This window comes from Halalkaliarchaeum desulfuricum (genome assembly GCF_002952775.1).
Taxonomy (GTDB): Archaea; Halobacteriota; Halobacteria; order Halobacteriales; family Haloferacaceae; genus Halalkaliarchaeum; species Halalkaliarchaeum desulfuricum.
Genome location: NZ_CP025066.1, coordinates 2236651 through 2251038 on the forward strand (window position 1 = coordinate 2236651; position 14388 = coordinate 2251038).

The window sequence follows — 14388 nt, forward strand, 5'->3', positions numbered from 1 at the left end:
ATACAAAATTAATTGGCTTCAGAGTCAAATATTCCTAGGCTATAACCACTTGTCATGGAAACCCTGGGACTTTTCGCTGTATCAGGGATATCAACCCAATAGAAACTTTTATTTCTAATTGATTGTGTCCTTGAGTATGGCCGATAGACCAACTGAAACTGGAGTGGCTGATCTTCCTTATAACGTAATGGCGATGCCTACCGGTCCATCATGTAACCTTGAGTGCGAGTACTGTTATTACCTAGAAAAATCAGAGTTATATCCTGAGCGGGCTGAATTTGCAATGTCCGAGAATACGCTTGAGGAATTCATTCGTCAGTACATAGAATCCCAGCCAACACAACGGGTGACCTTCGCGTGGCAAGGGGGAGAGCCGACACTGCGGGGTCTTGACTTCTATCGAAAGGTTGTCCGACTTCAAGAAAAGTACGCTCCTCCTGACAAACAAATCATGAACAGCATTCAAACGAATGGAACTCGACTGAATGAAGAGTGGTGCAAGTTCTTTAAAGAAAATGAATTTCTTGTTGGTATCAGTATAGACGGTCCAAAAGAGCTTCACAATAAGTATCGAAGGACACGGAGCGGACACGGAACGTTTGAGGAAGTTATTGATGGTCTTTCACTACTAAAAAAGCACGGTATAAAATATAACGTATTATGTGTAGTTAACAATTATAATAGTAAATATCCACTCCGTGTGTACAACTTTTTAAAGAACAAAAATGTAAATTGGGTTCAATTTATCCCGTTGATTGAGGAATTTGACAAAAAAGAAGAAAATACATCTACGTCACGGTCTATTGATCCAATATCGGATATTGATCATGAAAATAAAGGAGAATTAAAACGGTGCGACTACAGGTGGGTGAATGAAATGGTCAATTATCCGGATAATAACGATACGGAGTATAAAGAACTAATAAAATTGGCAAGGAAGGCGCCAGTCTCTGAGCGAAGTGTCGACCCTGAACAATATGGGATATTTATGACAGAAATATTTGATGAATGGGTCCGAAACGATGTTGGGGAGATATCTGTACGGTTATTTGATCAGAGTCTCGAAGTTGCTATTCAGGGGAATCCTAGTTATTGTATTTTTAAAGAAACGTGTGGGGAGCAAGTCGCAATGGAACACAATGGTGACATTTATTCTTGTGATCATTTCGTCAACAAAGGTTTCAAACTTGGAAACATTCATGATGAGAATATTGTGACAATGATCGAGAGCAACGAACAACAACAGTTTGGAGAATACAAACGTGAGGGATTGCCAAAATTGTGTGAAAATTGTAACGTTAGAAATTTCTGTAATGGGGGGTGTCCCAAAAATCGGTGTGCTAAAACAACATCCGGAGATTTTGGACTCAATTATCTTTGTGCGAGCTACCGATACTTCTTCAACTACATTCAACCATACCTGTCGCTCCTACGTAAACAGTACAACAAAAACAAGCCACTTACTAATGTAATGAAACAAATTAAATCTCTTGATAACCACTATTCCATTCAATAACAGTACGCGTGCACCTCAAGTTCGCGTTAAGTTGGCCGTGTTTAATCTCTGGACAGCACGGGATCAAGTCGCCAGAGTAAGGGAGTTGAAGCGGAAGAGTGCGAAATGTGCCAACGCAAATCTTCCGCTTCACCGAACGTGTGGTCTTCGCAGTCAAAAGAGTTGCCGATGATTGGGACGAACCTGCCGCCCCAGAAGGGAGCGGCGGGTTCACCGATGCCGCGATGATATCCATCCACTGTCTCCGGATTTCCCTCGATACAACCTATCGAATGACGATCGACCTCCTGAAGGAAATGCCACGAATATCCCGGGAGATCGGCCTTGAACCGGCCGATCTCCCACATCCATCCACGTTATGTCTCGCGTTCGATAGAATTGAGATGGCAGTCTGCCGGACGCTTCTCCACCAGTCTGCACAGCTTCACAACACCGGACCAATCGCAGCGATTGACGCGACGTACTTCGAGCGCTCGCCTGCGAGCCGCTCGTACTGCTCCAAGACGAAATACGAAGTACAGGACCTCAAAGCCACGAAACTCGTCGATACAGAGACAAACGCGATCCTCGATTTGCACTGCACAACCACCAGAGAGGGAAGTGACGCCGACATCTGCAAGCAACTCGCCCGCCGGCAGGCGGACGAGTTGCAGATCCTTACTGCAGACAAGGGTTATGACTGTACGTGGCTGCGTGAGTACCTCCGTGAGGAACTTGATCTTCGGCCATTGATCAAACACTGCATCAACAAGCCCTACGATCACGCCCACAACGCCCGGATTGACGACGATCTCTACCACCAGAGATCCATGTCAGAAACTGTCTTCTCGTCAGTCAAGCGCTCGCTGGGCGTCGCCCTGCGAGCGCGTACCTGGTACCGAGAATTTCGTGAACTTGCACTGATGTGTGCCGTCTATAACATCAAGATGGCTGCAGAACAAGAGATCCCACTCCCTTCAGGCGATTAAACACGGCCATTTGAACAAGCTCTCCAGTGGAACACGAGTACAGGTTCTGTTAGCAGTCCGGGTCGCCTTCGTTGAACACAGAGAACAGGAGACCGCGCCCCCGTTGTTGCTTGACGAGACGCTGGCACCATTCGACGACCAACGGGCCGAAACGGTCCTCGACACCGTGATTGATTTGGCCCGAGAAGGGCGACAGGTGTTCTACTTCACGGCCCGACACGATGAACGCACACGCTGGGAGAACCGCCTCGAAGAAGCGGACATTGAATACAGTCTCCAGCAACTAACCGCGGGCGACGGGCATGACCCGATCTCGGAGCCGCCGACAATCGAGACACCCGGTGCAATCGACGTGCCAGCCCCGGAAGGCGGCGATCACTGGCAATACCGTGAGCGACTGGACGTGCCGACGTTCGACCCACGGCAGGGAGCGGCTTCGGCGCCGCTCTGGTACGTGACCGAGGATCCAGAGGTACTGTACCGACTCCGTACTGCTGGCATCGAGCGCTGGGGACATCTCAAATCGTTATTGGAGGTTGGTGCTGTTGACGGCCTCCTGTCAGAGACATCCAGAGAACAGGTTCGGCAGCATGGCGCGGCATTGGAAGCATTCGTTGAGGCGTATACAGTTGGACGCGGGAAAGCCGTTGACCGTGACGTGTTAGAAGCCATCGACGCCGTCAGCGACAACTTTATTGACGAAGTTAGTGCGGTGGCCGACCAGGTTGATGGCGATCCAGACGCGCTTCTGGAGAAGGTACCAGACATTCATCGATTCGGGTCGCGCAAAACCGAAAAACTCCGGAAGTGTCTCCGCGACGAGGGGTACCTTGATCCGCGCCCAAAGCGGCCTGACGAACAAATCCGGTCAGCAGTGGTTGATACCTACTGTCAGCACGGACTGGAACCAGCCACCGCGGCAACAGCCGCAGACAGACTCATTCATCGGATTTCAGGGGATTCGGAGTCGAGTGAGACAACGGACTGAGTGGGCCTCGATTCAAAACCTTTCCAGTGACGTTGCGCACCAAGATAGCGATGTGAATCGAATTCAGGCGATATCGGCGGCAGTCCGTCGGTAGGTGTCGTCGAGGCGGGGACCTCCGAGTGCTGTGTAGAGGTCGATGAGGTCCGCGACGTCGCTGAGACAGTAGTCTTTGAGGAGTTGTGTAAGTTCGTTGTGAACGCTGGTGTGTTCGATACCGGCTTCGATGTTTTGCACGTATGTGTCGCCGAGGATTTGCCCGATGTGCTTGCCTTGGACGGCTTTCTCGTCGATCTCAGAGAGATAGGTGTCGGGGAAGTCGTAGTCGTCGTACCAGACGCTGTCGTTATCGATGCCGACGAGGTCGTAGACTTTCCAGTCAGGAAGGATGTGCTGGTCGTCCCAGAGTTCGGCTTCATACTTATCGGCAGCCGCGAGCGCGACATCAACGTGGTTTTCGAACAGGGCCTCTGTGCGTGTCAAGAAGTCTCGGTCAGCACTATCGTCGATGTTGCGGGCCCAGTTCAGCAAGTGCGTGCCGTCGAACCAAGTTCCGTTGTAGGTGAGGAGACGATCGATGCTGCGATGGTCACACCACTCGAAGAGACGCTCGTAAAGATCGATCGTGTACTGGTCGTCCCAGTCGCCGCGTCGGAACAACACCTCAGTTTCTGGACTGTTGTTCAGGTCGTCAGCGTATGCGAGGCTGACGGCGAAGAATTCGAAGTACTGGGTGTCATTCGAGCTCTCTGGCGGCTCTTCGTGCGGGCTCGCGGTTTCAATATCGAGGACAAGTGTACCCATCTAAACGGACCTCCTAAACGTAACGCGCGTCGGACAGTAGCATGTTTGTTGTGGATGCCGCTCCGGAGTCCAATACTTCAGGAAGGAACGATTCCATGGTGATTCCATGTGAACAACGACGGTACGTGAAAGATTTACACGTCCAACTTAGCAGTCGCGGGGACTGTGGAGATCTTCACGGTTCACCGCGGGGAGGACGTCGATCGAGTACTGACACGTCACACCCGGTTGTTTTAAGTTGAGTTGAACCGTTTAGCTGTTCATGAACAGTGAAACAGTTCGGTTAAATCCTCCGTGCGACGGGACGCACATCTGCATCCCTGTCCCGGTCGGTGATCGTGACGCGTTCGCTCACAACGCAATCCCGGATCTCTTACAGATACTCACGGATAACCCGGGTGAAACGTTCACGAACAGGGAACTCCGCCGTCTCACGGGAAAAGGCATGGGGAATGTGAATGCGGCTGTCGTGTCGCTTGAAGAACTCGGTGTGGTGACAGTTGACCGTGACGGTCGCGCGAATGCCGTTCAAATTAACGCGTCGAAACTCGTTCGTGGTGATGACCGCGTTACGTCAATCCCGCAGTCTGAGTACCATGCCCCGGTTCGAGCGATTCGAGACCAGGTCCTCGAACGAATCGGCGATGATGCAGGCGTGGTGGTGTTCGGGAGTGTTGCACGCGGTGATGCGGACCGGGCGAGCGATATTGATGTGTTCGTTATCGTGCCTGGTGACCGCATGGAAGCGCAGCGGCGCGCACACGGGATCGAAGATGAAATCGCGTCCGAACGGTTCGCCGGCGATCGGTACGAACCGCACATCGTGGTGGAAACACGAGAGTCTGCTGCGCGTCACGACCGTATCCGTGACGTGTTCACGGAAGGCATCACGATTCACGACACCGCTGCATTACAAGCGGTGAAGAGTGAGGTGTTCGAGAATGGGGCTTGAAGACGTCGTCGATGCAGTTGATCGCGTTGAGACGCTGTTAGCCGACGGTGAGACTGGTCCGGTGCAGGACTCGTTGTCCTGGCAGCGAACGGATGGGGACGTGCAACTCGGGAAGGCGTGTGCGATGCTGGGGACGTGCCGGGAATTACGTCACGGAACGAACAATTATGTCAGTATCGTGGAGTTGTCGTTCAACGCGATTGAACGATCGTTCCAATTCTACTTGGTGGATCAGACTGCGGCGGAGTCGTCGGATTTCCGAACGCACGAGCAAGTGTTCGAGGACATCGAAGGACGCAGTGTGTTCTCTGACACGGGTGTTCCTGGCCGGATTGACGCGTTCCGATCGGAGCATCGCGCCCGAATTTACTACGATATCGACCGTCCGGGTCGGGATTTGGCGTCCGGGATGCATGACTTGGCCGAGGAGGTTCACGCGTACGTCGTGGAGTTCGCGGACGCTCACTCGCGGTGTAGTTGCGATACTGAGTAACTCGCCCCTGGGTTACATGAAGTCATGAAAAATAATTGGATAGAAATACTACTAGTTATTTAAATGGATTTCTTCACAGAGTTCACGGAGTCCCTACTGAAATCCAGACGGCAGAGTAATTGCTAGGAGTCCTGTCCACCCCTATGACTTTTCTCCTGACCGGGGAGTTATTCACTTATAGCAGAGAAAAAGTTAATTCACTATTGTAACCCCCCAAAAAGTATATAAATCTGAAGTTGAGAATACTACACATACGAGAAGGACAGTCGCAAAGAACGCTACAGCGCCCGACGCCGGGATCTAACGGTCACAGGTCCCCCTAGATAGCCGGGTCCAACTCGACAAACACGATCACACATGAGTGACAAAACAACCTCGGGAGAATTCTACTGCCCTTACGATTCCTGTACGTATAGCGCGCCAACAGAACGACAAGTACGCACCCATATCACCTGCGCCACGCACGGCCCTCACGACGGCGTGAACGGCTACACCATCGGCGTCAACGTCCATGCAAGCAACGGCCAGACGCACTCTTACGAGAACACAAACAAAGTACAACTTGAGGAGACTCGGTTAGAACACATCACTGACGAAATCTCATTCAGTAAACAAATCATCTTGCTGAAAGCGTACAACAATCCTGAGGCCTCCTATACCAAGATCCATGAACTAATTCGTGACGAGCGGATCGACTATTCGAATTCAGTCGTCCGAAGAACAATTAAAAAATACGTCGAAAAGGCCCCCTCTTGGTCGGATTCGAACGATGCCCAACGATCCGGTCCTAGTGAGTCGACCGAAGAGTCCGTTGAACCTGACTGGGTTGACTTTGATAAAGTGGATCCCACCCCCCTGAGTGCCTCGCCATATGACGATCCAGTCAGCGAACCGGTCCAAAATGAGGGTTCTGCAACCGGAGAGACGACTTCAGAATCAGCAGCGCCGAAACAATCGTCACGCATTACTGATGGATCAAATCAAGTAACACCTGACGACCATTCCTTGCAGAATTCGACAGAGGCAGGACCAAACTTTCCGTATGACGTCGAGGCGGTTCCGGACTGCTGGAGCCCTACGGCAACAAAGATCATCGCAGCATACGAAGCGCTTGGTGACAAAACCCGGGCTGAGGTTCACGAAATTCTCACGCAGGAACACGGCATGGAGATTTCGAAGTCACTCGTGTACAAGGTATTGTACGGGTGGGAAAAACAGAACCTGGACGATTTAACGGCAAAGGAACAACGCGCCATCAAAGCAATAGTCAACAAAGACGACAACGAAACGCTGGCTGATATAGCTAACCGGCTGGACTGCAACAAGGGCTGGCTGACATTCTTGAAGTACATTTACCCACACATTCTCGTCGCAGAAGGCGGGCACGTCTCCGAAATGAGGAACGAGTTAAACCTGTCAAACGCCCCATTCGACATCGACACGACCCTCGACGCAGATTCATGGACGAAGACGCAACGTACCATAATTAGTGCACACGAGGCAATCGACCATTCCACCGATCGAGAACTACAGAACAAACTTACTGCCATCGGGATCCACATCTCAAGGAGTACGATTCGACAAACACTTTCGGAGTATATCGGAATCGACCGTCGCAGCAATCGACTGAAAGCAAAGGAAAAGACGTACGAAGATCTCAATGACCGGCAGCAAGACGCTGTCGATATCCTCGCCAACGCTCCACCAGCGGCCAACATCACAAAGCTCTCTGACACGGTCCCTGAAACGAGAGGATACCTCTACGACATCAACGACCGATTCCACCACGTCATAGAGAATCAACGAGAAGAAAACCCTGATACCGATACTTCATCCCACGAAAAACAGCACATCACTAGTTGACAGTACCCGTTTGAACTCAGCAGATGAGTAAGAACAGCCAGTACGGCAGATAACAAACGCTGACGGCATCTTTTTCGATAATCAACGTTTCATTTTCTCTGACTTCCTTTGGCAGGCTGTCAGTGATGATGAATCGGTACGGCGCTTTGTAGTCTATGTCTCGAAGTTCTTCACTGTCTGATTTCGTATGCTGCCCGGCCTCTGGGTCGAATTCTTCGGCGATTGTTTCGGCGTTGTCAGTATACGGGTGGTAGGAGAGGACGAATGGGAGGACGTGTCCGTTGCGGTGGAGGATGTAGTCAACGAGGCCGGATTCGGTTTCGGTGTATTCGACGTCGTATGCTCCGACGTTGAAGGCGAGTCGTTTGGCGTGGTCGAAGGCGACGGTGCGGGCGAGTTTGTATTCGAATTCGTGGTTGAGGGTGTCTTGTCGTTCGTACGCCTCGAAGCCGTGGTGTTCCTGGCGTTGAGAGAGGAGAACGAGGTGCCGTGGGTTGCGGAGGTACAAGCGGGTCCGGCGGTAGCGTCGCAGGGAGTAGTCGTGAGATTCGGTGACGGCGATTCCTTCGTCGAGTACGTCGAGGTAGTTGTCGACGGTTCGCCTGTCGACGCCGATTTGATCGCTGAGGTCGGTGTACTGGAGTTCGTCACCGGCGTTGGTGGCGGCGATGGAACTGAGTCGGTGGAGATTTTCGGGTTGTTGGATGGATCGGTATTTGGCGAGTTCTTTGTAGAGGAATAGGAGGAAGTGGGATTTTGCGAGGTCGTTACGGATCGATGCGTCGTCTGTTTGGTGGAGGGTACCACCTGTTCGGAGGTATGCGCGCGCAGCGTCGTGGAGGTTGTTTCGGTCGTCCGTGTCGAAGATGTCGAAGCAGAGTTCCGAGAGTGTCTCAACCGCTGTGTCGAGACTGGTTTCCGAATTCGTTCCGGAAAGCCCGGTTCGAATTGTTTTGATTGGCGACGGACCGTCTAAGTCGGACGATTGGAATTGTTCGAGTCTGTTTCGGAATTCCTTATTGAATTCGACACCGAGACCCTCGCCGGTTTGGACGGTGTCGATGAATTTCATCGGGAGGATGGGCCATGGGCCTTCGAATTCATCGACGGTGTCAGCGGTTCCGACGTTTGAGAAGGAGACCTGTGCGTGGACGTTGCCGGTTAGGAATACGTACGTATTGTCGTCGATGAGATCAAGTAGCTCTGCTTTGCGGTTCTCGTCGAGATCAAGGGCTTGGACATCGTCGAGAAGAATGAATTTTTGTCCTTGACGGGGGGCGACGTGTGTCTGGAAATAGTCGATAACCTGGTTGAGGCGTTTGATGTCGTTGCCTGGGCGTTCCAGCTGATACAGCGAGTCTTCTAAAGGAAGGTAAAGGATTTGTCTGGGGGAAAACGCGGAGGTGAGTTCGAGGTCTTGGTTTTGGTGTGGGAATTCAGTTGTGTTGAGGAGTGCTGCGATGAGTTGGTGGAGAAGCGTGGTTTTGCCGATGCCGGTTTGTCCGTGAATTGCGTAGACGAGACTCTTGACATCGTCAGTATAGTGAGTGTTTGTGCTCTTGAGGACGCTGTGGAAATCAGAGCGAGGGGTGAGTTTTGTTGCCTGCGATAGTTCTGGGGAAGCGCCGTCACTCCACCACTGGTTGTGGTGTTCCGCGTCATCGATGAACTCTTCTGCGTTCCCTGTATCAAGCATAGAACCGATTATTCTGCGCTAGTACAAATATTCACGTATCCTGATGTCCCTATTTTAATTCTATCTGAAGATCTCTGTTCTCCGCGGTTTTTGAGGACTATTCACGGCCTCGTCGTTGTCTGGTGCTGTCTCCGCAGCGTCCGCCGAACCGTATTTAGAAGAGTTACGTTATTGTAATTCATCTAAAATTCAGTTTTCGTGTTTTAGATTCGCCTAGTGGAAAAATATTTATTCTGGGCGTCCGTTGGTCGGTGTAGATGGCAGTGAAGGCCGACATCGAGGATGGGGAACAGATCGATATCTCACTGCGCGTCACAGGGACTGACGAGTGGGATCACGACGATATCGCTCGAAAAGTCCAGTTTGAGGACGTCGAAGGAACACCAGTGGAACTGACTGTGTTCCACAATAACGAGGCCTCGGATTTCGAGTGGGGCGTTGGGCGCTGGTACGAACTGGAGAACGCGGTCGGGAACGAATTCCGCGGTGAGATGCAACTCAACGCAGGGTATGACCTGACCGTCACGCCACTAGATGAGCCGCCGGCTGCGGCCCAGAGTGGCGAGTCTGAGAACTCTCCGGCTGAGCGATCCAGTGGGAGTGATCATAGCCGGTCCGCAAAAGAGGCAGAACCGAACGAAGAGACGGAGTTCGTGCGGGGGAGTGAAGTAACGAGCGAGCCACGCCCGACGACAGATGGGGGTGGTGAGCTCTTACACCAGCAACCGTTGTCGGAGGGGAACTACCTGTTGCAGTTCGAACTCGGGGAACTTCCGGAGCTCACGGTCCACGAGTATGAACTCCGCGCGACCGGGAGAGGAGGGATCGATCCAGACGATTTCACGAACGGGATCGAGGGGTTCACAGCGAAAGCGGCGAACTACTACCAGTCACGAATCGGGAGTCCTGTGATCACAGCCGATGCGTCCCAGCGATGCATCTACGCGACCGAGAAACTCCACGGCACGATTTCGATCCACGGGTACACGGTCGAGCCTGTACATCAGGGAGAGACGGCGCTGGAGGCGCGCTCGTACACGAACGATGGGCCACTTCAAGAGTTCGTCAAGCAAGATGTGAAGCGCGCGGTCACGGGTCGTTTCGAGGTGTCGGGGATCGATTCGATTATTGAACCCACGCCGCAGCGAACAGCGAGCAGCGGGTTGTTCGAAGCCTATCGGAAGTACAAATGCCGGATTCGCGTCGATGCTGATGGAACCGTGATCTGCGGTGTGAATGTCGCCTATCATCTTGAATCGACGTTCTCCGCCGCCGAGTGGGTGCAGCGCGGGCACGATATTGCCGGCGTGAATGTCGAGCACGACACTGACCTGTACGACAGTGCTCGCACGGCGACGGTCGAGGAGATCGTCGACATGGACTACGATGACGTGCTGGACGGGCCGGGTGTTCCAATGTCGGAGTACCACGAGAGGTACGTCGAGCAGGACGTCATCGATTCGATGCGGGAGAGTGACCCGATCATCGCGGATCTGCAGTACGGGAGCGGCGAGGATTCGATCTTCCCGCAACTCCTGGAATACTGTAAGGTTATCCCGACGTTTGACCAGTTGGGCAGGGTTGATGAGACGTTCCTGAACGTTATCCACAACGAGAGCCGGATGAAACCGGAGAAGCGGTTCAACGTCGTCACGTCGTTCGTTGACTTGCTTGGCCCGACGCCATACTTCGGCTTCGACCCTATCCCGCAGCCCACGAACGCGGGGTACCGTGAGCACAAGACGCCGAATATCCCGAACCTTCGATTTGGCGATGGGAAAACGGGATATTACGGGGCCGGCGGGCTGGAACGGAAGGGATACGGGATCTACAAGGCACCCGAGTCGTTCGACGTCATCGCGCTGTACCCGAAAGAAGAGGAGGATGACGCACGGCCGTACGTGCTCTCGCTGCTCAACAAGCTCGCGGACTACGATGCGAGTCCGACTAAGTTCGACCGCGACACCTACGAACTCGGTTCGGAGTTCCACTACTCCCAGCACGCACAGAAAGCGAGCGACTACGATGCGGCACTGATCGTGGTACCGGAGAAAGAAGAGGCTAGGACAGCGGACTACGATGACCCGTATCCCGAGTTTAAGCGTCAGCTCGGACAACTCGGCGTGCCGAGTCAGATGATCTCTGTCGACAGTCTCGGCAACAGCAACTACCGCGGGAACATTTGCTCGTCCCTTATTGGGAAAGCGGGCGGGGTGCCGTGGCGTATCGACGAAGTTCCTGGGGACGTTGATGCGTTCGTCGGGCTCGACGTGACGTACGACCACGCGACCAAGCAACACCTCGGCGCGGCCGCGAACGTCATCATGGCTGACGGAACGATCCTCGCGTCCGAGGCGGTCACGAAACAGGCTGGCGAGACGTTCGACGAGGATGACGTAGCGAACGTCATCAAGCACGTTCTAGAAATCTTCGCAGAGGAAGAGGGGCGGCCACCACGACACGTCGTCATCCATCGGGACGGGAAGTTCTACCTCGACGTCGAGAGCCTCATCAACCGTCTCGACAAAGCCCGCGATCTCATCCAACGGTTCGACCTCGTCGAGATTCGGAAATCCGGGAACCCCCGTATCGCCGAGTACGACGAATCGAACTCACAGTTCGTTATCGCGGACAAAGGCGTCGCCTTCCATGTCCACAACGGCGAGCACTCCTACCTGACCACGACCGGCGGAAAGGAGGGCAGCCCTGGCACGCCGCGACCGCTACAGATCGTGAAACGGCACGGATCGACAGATCTCGACACGCTCGCGGAGCAAACCTACTGGCTCTCGGAAGCACATGTCGGGTCGCTGAGCCGGTCCACGCGACTCCCCATCACCACGTACTACGCCGACAAATGCGCCGACTTCGCCATGAATGGATACCTCACCAAAGGCAGCGTCATCCGCGGCGTCCCGTACATCTGACCATGCACCATCACAGGCCCACACAACCACCCACGTACCCGTCGACACACCGATAACCCTCGCATGACTAAGACAGAATTCGAAGCCACAGTCGAGTTCGACGACGGCAGCACCGCCGAACTGGAGATGGCTGCCGACAAATCATGGGATAGCTTCCTGAACTACTTCGGTGACGCCCAGCACGTTTACTGCGTCACGTACAGTCAGTCCCCCGCGTTCATCTACAAAATGTTTCAGAACCAGGACCTCGCAGTAGATTCACTGGAGGTCATCGTCGGGGACAACCAGCACGACGACTACCGGCGCTCGCTGAAAAACACGAGCAACGCAAAGAAAATCGCCGCGCAACTGGAATCGCTGCGCCAAGACGGTGATCTGCTCATCCACACCGTCGATTCCGCCCGCGTCCTACTTCACACGAAACTCTACATCGTCGAGAACCAGGACGGGTCACGTACACTCATTTGTGGGTCGGCGAACCTCTCCAAGCAGGCCTGGCAGGGGAGCAAGCAAACTAACGTCAACATCGCTTGGCGTACCGATGGAGACACGCCCGTTGACGAGTGGTTCGAACGGCTCTACGCGTTCCATAAGGAGTACGCGACGCCGTTCATGGAGGACCTCACCGAGGAGATCGAAGACGCCGAAACGGCAGAAGAAGAGGCGAAGATCTACGATATTTGGCTGGGTGGCGACGAGTTCAGTGACGACCCGGTCGCCGAGCTGAACGCCCGGCTCGACGAAGCAGTTGACGATGACCAGGTCAATACGTACAACGTCGTCACCGACGCCGAAGAGGCAGAGAAAGCGGTATTCGCCGCTGAAGAGACGGATACTGATCCGACCGAGATCAGCCCGGACAAGCGAGTCCGCCTCTCTCCACAGGGACTCGAAGACGCGATCTCGAATCTCGACGACACACTATCTGCCAATAACATTCGGATCAACGACGGCGAAATCGTAGCGACACCCGCCGGTATCGCGCGGTACAAAGAAACCTTCACCGGGTATCCAGACCTCAACGTCGATAGAGACGACAAACAGGTCGGATTGCGGGTTGACGACTCCGTTCTAGAACTCACGGCACCACTACCGGATGACCCGCAGGGAGTCGCTGACGCACTCGACCTGATCGAGCAGTACATCGAAACTGTCGGCGAGTTCGGCGAAACGCGAACGCCAAAGGAGACACGGGCGCACTTCTACGAGGGGATTATTTACTTCTGCTGGGCTCCGTTCGCTAACTACTGTGCCCATCACTACGCCGAATACGAGTCCGCAGAGCTGGATAAGGACCTCCCGTTCCTGTTTCTCCACGGTGACAACGACAGCGGGAAAGGCATGTTCCTGCGGTTCGGAACGCGGCTCATTTCGAACGGGTACGTACAGGAGGTCACGACCGGGGACGACTTCGTCAAAAACAACATTGAGCGCGCTCGTGCGTCGGACACTGTTTTCCCGTACATCGTTGACGACGTGGCGAAGTCGAAAATCGACCGGGACATCATCAAGTCGTACTGGGAGGGGAAGTGGGACGGGTCCATCCAGATGCCGACGTTCATTTTCTCCTCGAACGACTCCACGAAGCCGAAATCCGAACTCCGCACTCGGATGAAGACGCTGGATTTCAACGTCAACTTCTCCGAACTGAAGAAGGACGAACGCGAAGCAGCCGCGCAGATCGCGGGGCAAGCAGACAGTTGTAACCTGTTCCCGTGGTTCGCCCATCTGTTCTTACAGCGGGATATCTCGCTTCCAGACCAGTCGGATCGGCTCGCGGATGCTCGGGACGTGTTCGCGGAGTTGTACGCGTACGCCGGGAAGGAACCGCCGGAGTACGTGCCGCTGGAGACACCCGCCGAGCAGGAGCACGATCCGGGGCGTCGAAAGTGGATCAGTGCCTTATCCGACGGGCTGTGTGAACTCGATTTCAAGGACGACGGGCGGATTGTTGCTGATTTCTCAGCGAATCTGGATCAGCAGCAATGCTGGGAGTTCCAGAAGGCCACACCAGCCCATATCCGAGCCAATATTTACGGGCCGGCGGTACAGTTTGAAAGCGCGAACAGGTTCCAAGATTGGATTGATGAGTCCGGTATCATCGAAGCTGCACGACGCGATACCGAGACAGCCGCTGACAACACTGGTGTTCTGTCTCGGGTTACGCGGCTCGTCCGAGGGTAA

The 14388-nt window shown here is 53.8% G+C and carries 10 protein-coding genes; 8 read left to right on the forward strand and 2 right to left on the reverse strand.

Features of this window, described 5'->3' with window-relative positions; all coding sequences use genetic code 11:
- Window positions 1-136: 136 nt before the first annotated feature.
- The 3 genes from AArcSl_RS11225 to AArcSl_RS11235 all read left to right on the forward strand — a co-directional run bounded on the left by AArcSl_RS11225 (window position 137) and on the right by AArcSl_RS11235 (window position 3472).
- Window positions 137-1516, forward strand: coding sequence for an anaerobic sulfatase maturase (locus tag AArcSl_RS11225; protein WP_119819115.1), 1380 nt, complete (start codon window positions 137-139; stop codon window positions 1514-1516).
- Between the two features lie 107 nt (window positions 1517-1623).
- Window positions 1624-2484 carry an IS5 family transposase gene (locus AArcSl_RS11230; RefSeq protein ID WP_119819118.1) on the forward strand — a complete coding sequence of 287 codons (861 nt, stop codon included), beginning with the start codon at window positions 1624-1626 and terminating at the stop codon, window positions 2482-2484.
- A gap of 10 nt (window positions 2485-2494) precedes the next feature.
- The gene (locus tag AArcSl_RS11235; protein ID WP_245883222.1) at window positions 2495-3472 is read left to right on the forward strand and encodes an ATP-binding protein; all 978 of its coding nucleotides are present in this window, start codon (window positions 2495-2497) and stop codon (window positions 3470-3472) included.
- 63 nt (window positions 3473-3535) lie between these two features.
- Here AArcSl_RS11235 and AArcSl_RS11240 read toward each other — a convergent pair whose 3' ends face one another.
- A complete protein-coding gene (locus tag AArcSl_RS11240) occupies window positions 3536-4273 on the reverse strand; it encodes a hypothetical protein (RefSeq protein WP_119819122.1) in 738 nt (245 codons plus the stop codon).
- Window positions 4274-4718: 445 nt separating this feature from the next.
- Between AArcSl_RS11240 and AArcSl_RS11245 the strand changes: the two genes are divergently transcribed.
- The 3 genes from AArcSl_RS11245 to AArcSl_RS16645 all read left to right on the forward strand — a co-directional run bounded on the left by AArcSl_RS11245 (window position 4719) and on the right by AArcSl_RS16645 (window position 7581).
- Entirely contained in the window at window positions 4719-5225 is a 507-nt protein-coding gene (locus tag AArcSl_RS11245) for a nucleotidyltransferase domain-containing protein (RefSeq protein WP_119821939.1), read from the forward strand.
- The gene (locus AArcSl_RS11250) at window positions 5215-5718 is read left to right on the forward strand and encodes a hypothetical protein (protein ID WP_119819125.1); all 504 of its coding nucleotides are present in this window, start codon (window positions 5215-5217) and stop codon (window positions 5716-5718) included. Before AArcSl_RS11245 ends, AArcSl_RS11250 begins: the two co-directional genes overlap by 11 nt.
- A gap of 357 nt (window positions 5719-6075) precedes the next feature.
- Window positions 6076-7581, forward strand: coding sequence for a hypothetical protein (locus tag AArcSl_RS16645; protein ID WP_133412154.1), 1506 nt, complete (start codon window positions 6076-6078; stop codon window positions 7579-7581).
- Window positions 7582-7597: 16 nt separating this feature from the next.
- Here the strand turns inward: AArcSl_RS16645 and AArcSl_RS11260 are convergent, their stop codons facing one another.
- A complete protein-coding gene (locus AArcSl_RS11260; RefSeq protein WP_119819132.1) occupies window positions 7598-9277 on the reverse strand; it encodes an AAA family ATPase in 1680 nt (559 codons plus the stop codon).
- A gap of 257 nt (window positions 9278-9534) precedes the next feature.
- Here AArcSl_RS11260 and AArcSl_RS11265 point away from each other — a divergent pair, with 257 nt between their 5' ends.
- Window positions 9535-12204: a Piwi domain-containing protein gene (locus AArcSl_RS11265; RefSeq protein ID WP_119819135.1), complete on the forward strand. Its 2670-nt coding sequence runs from the start codon at window positions 9535-9537 to the stop codon at window positions 12202-12204.
- A gap of 63 nt (window positions 12205-12267) precedes the next feature.
- On the forward strand, window positions 12268-14388 hold the full coding sequence (locus AArcSl_RS11270) for a phospholipase D-like domain-containing protein (RefSeq protein WP_119819138.1): 2121 nt from the start codon (window positions 12268-12270) through the stop codon (window positions 14386-14388).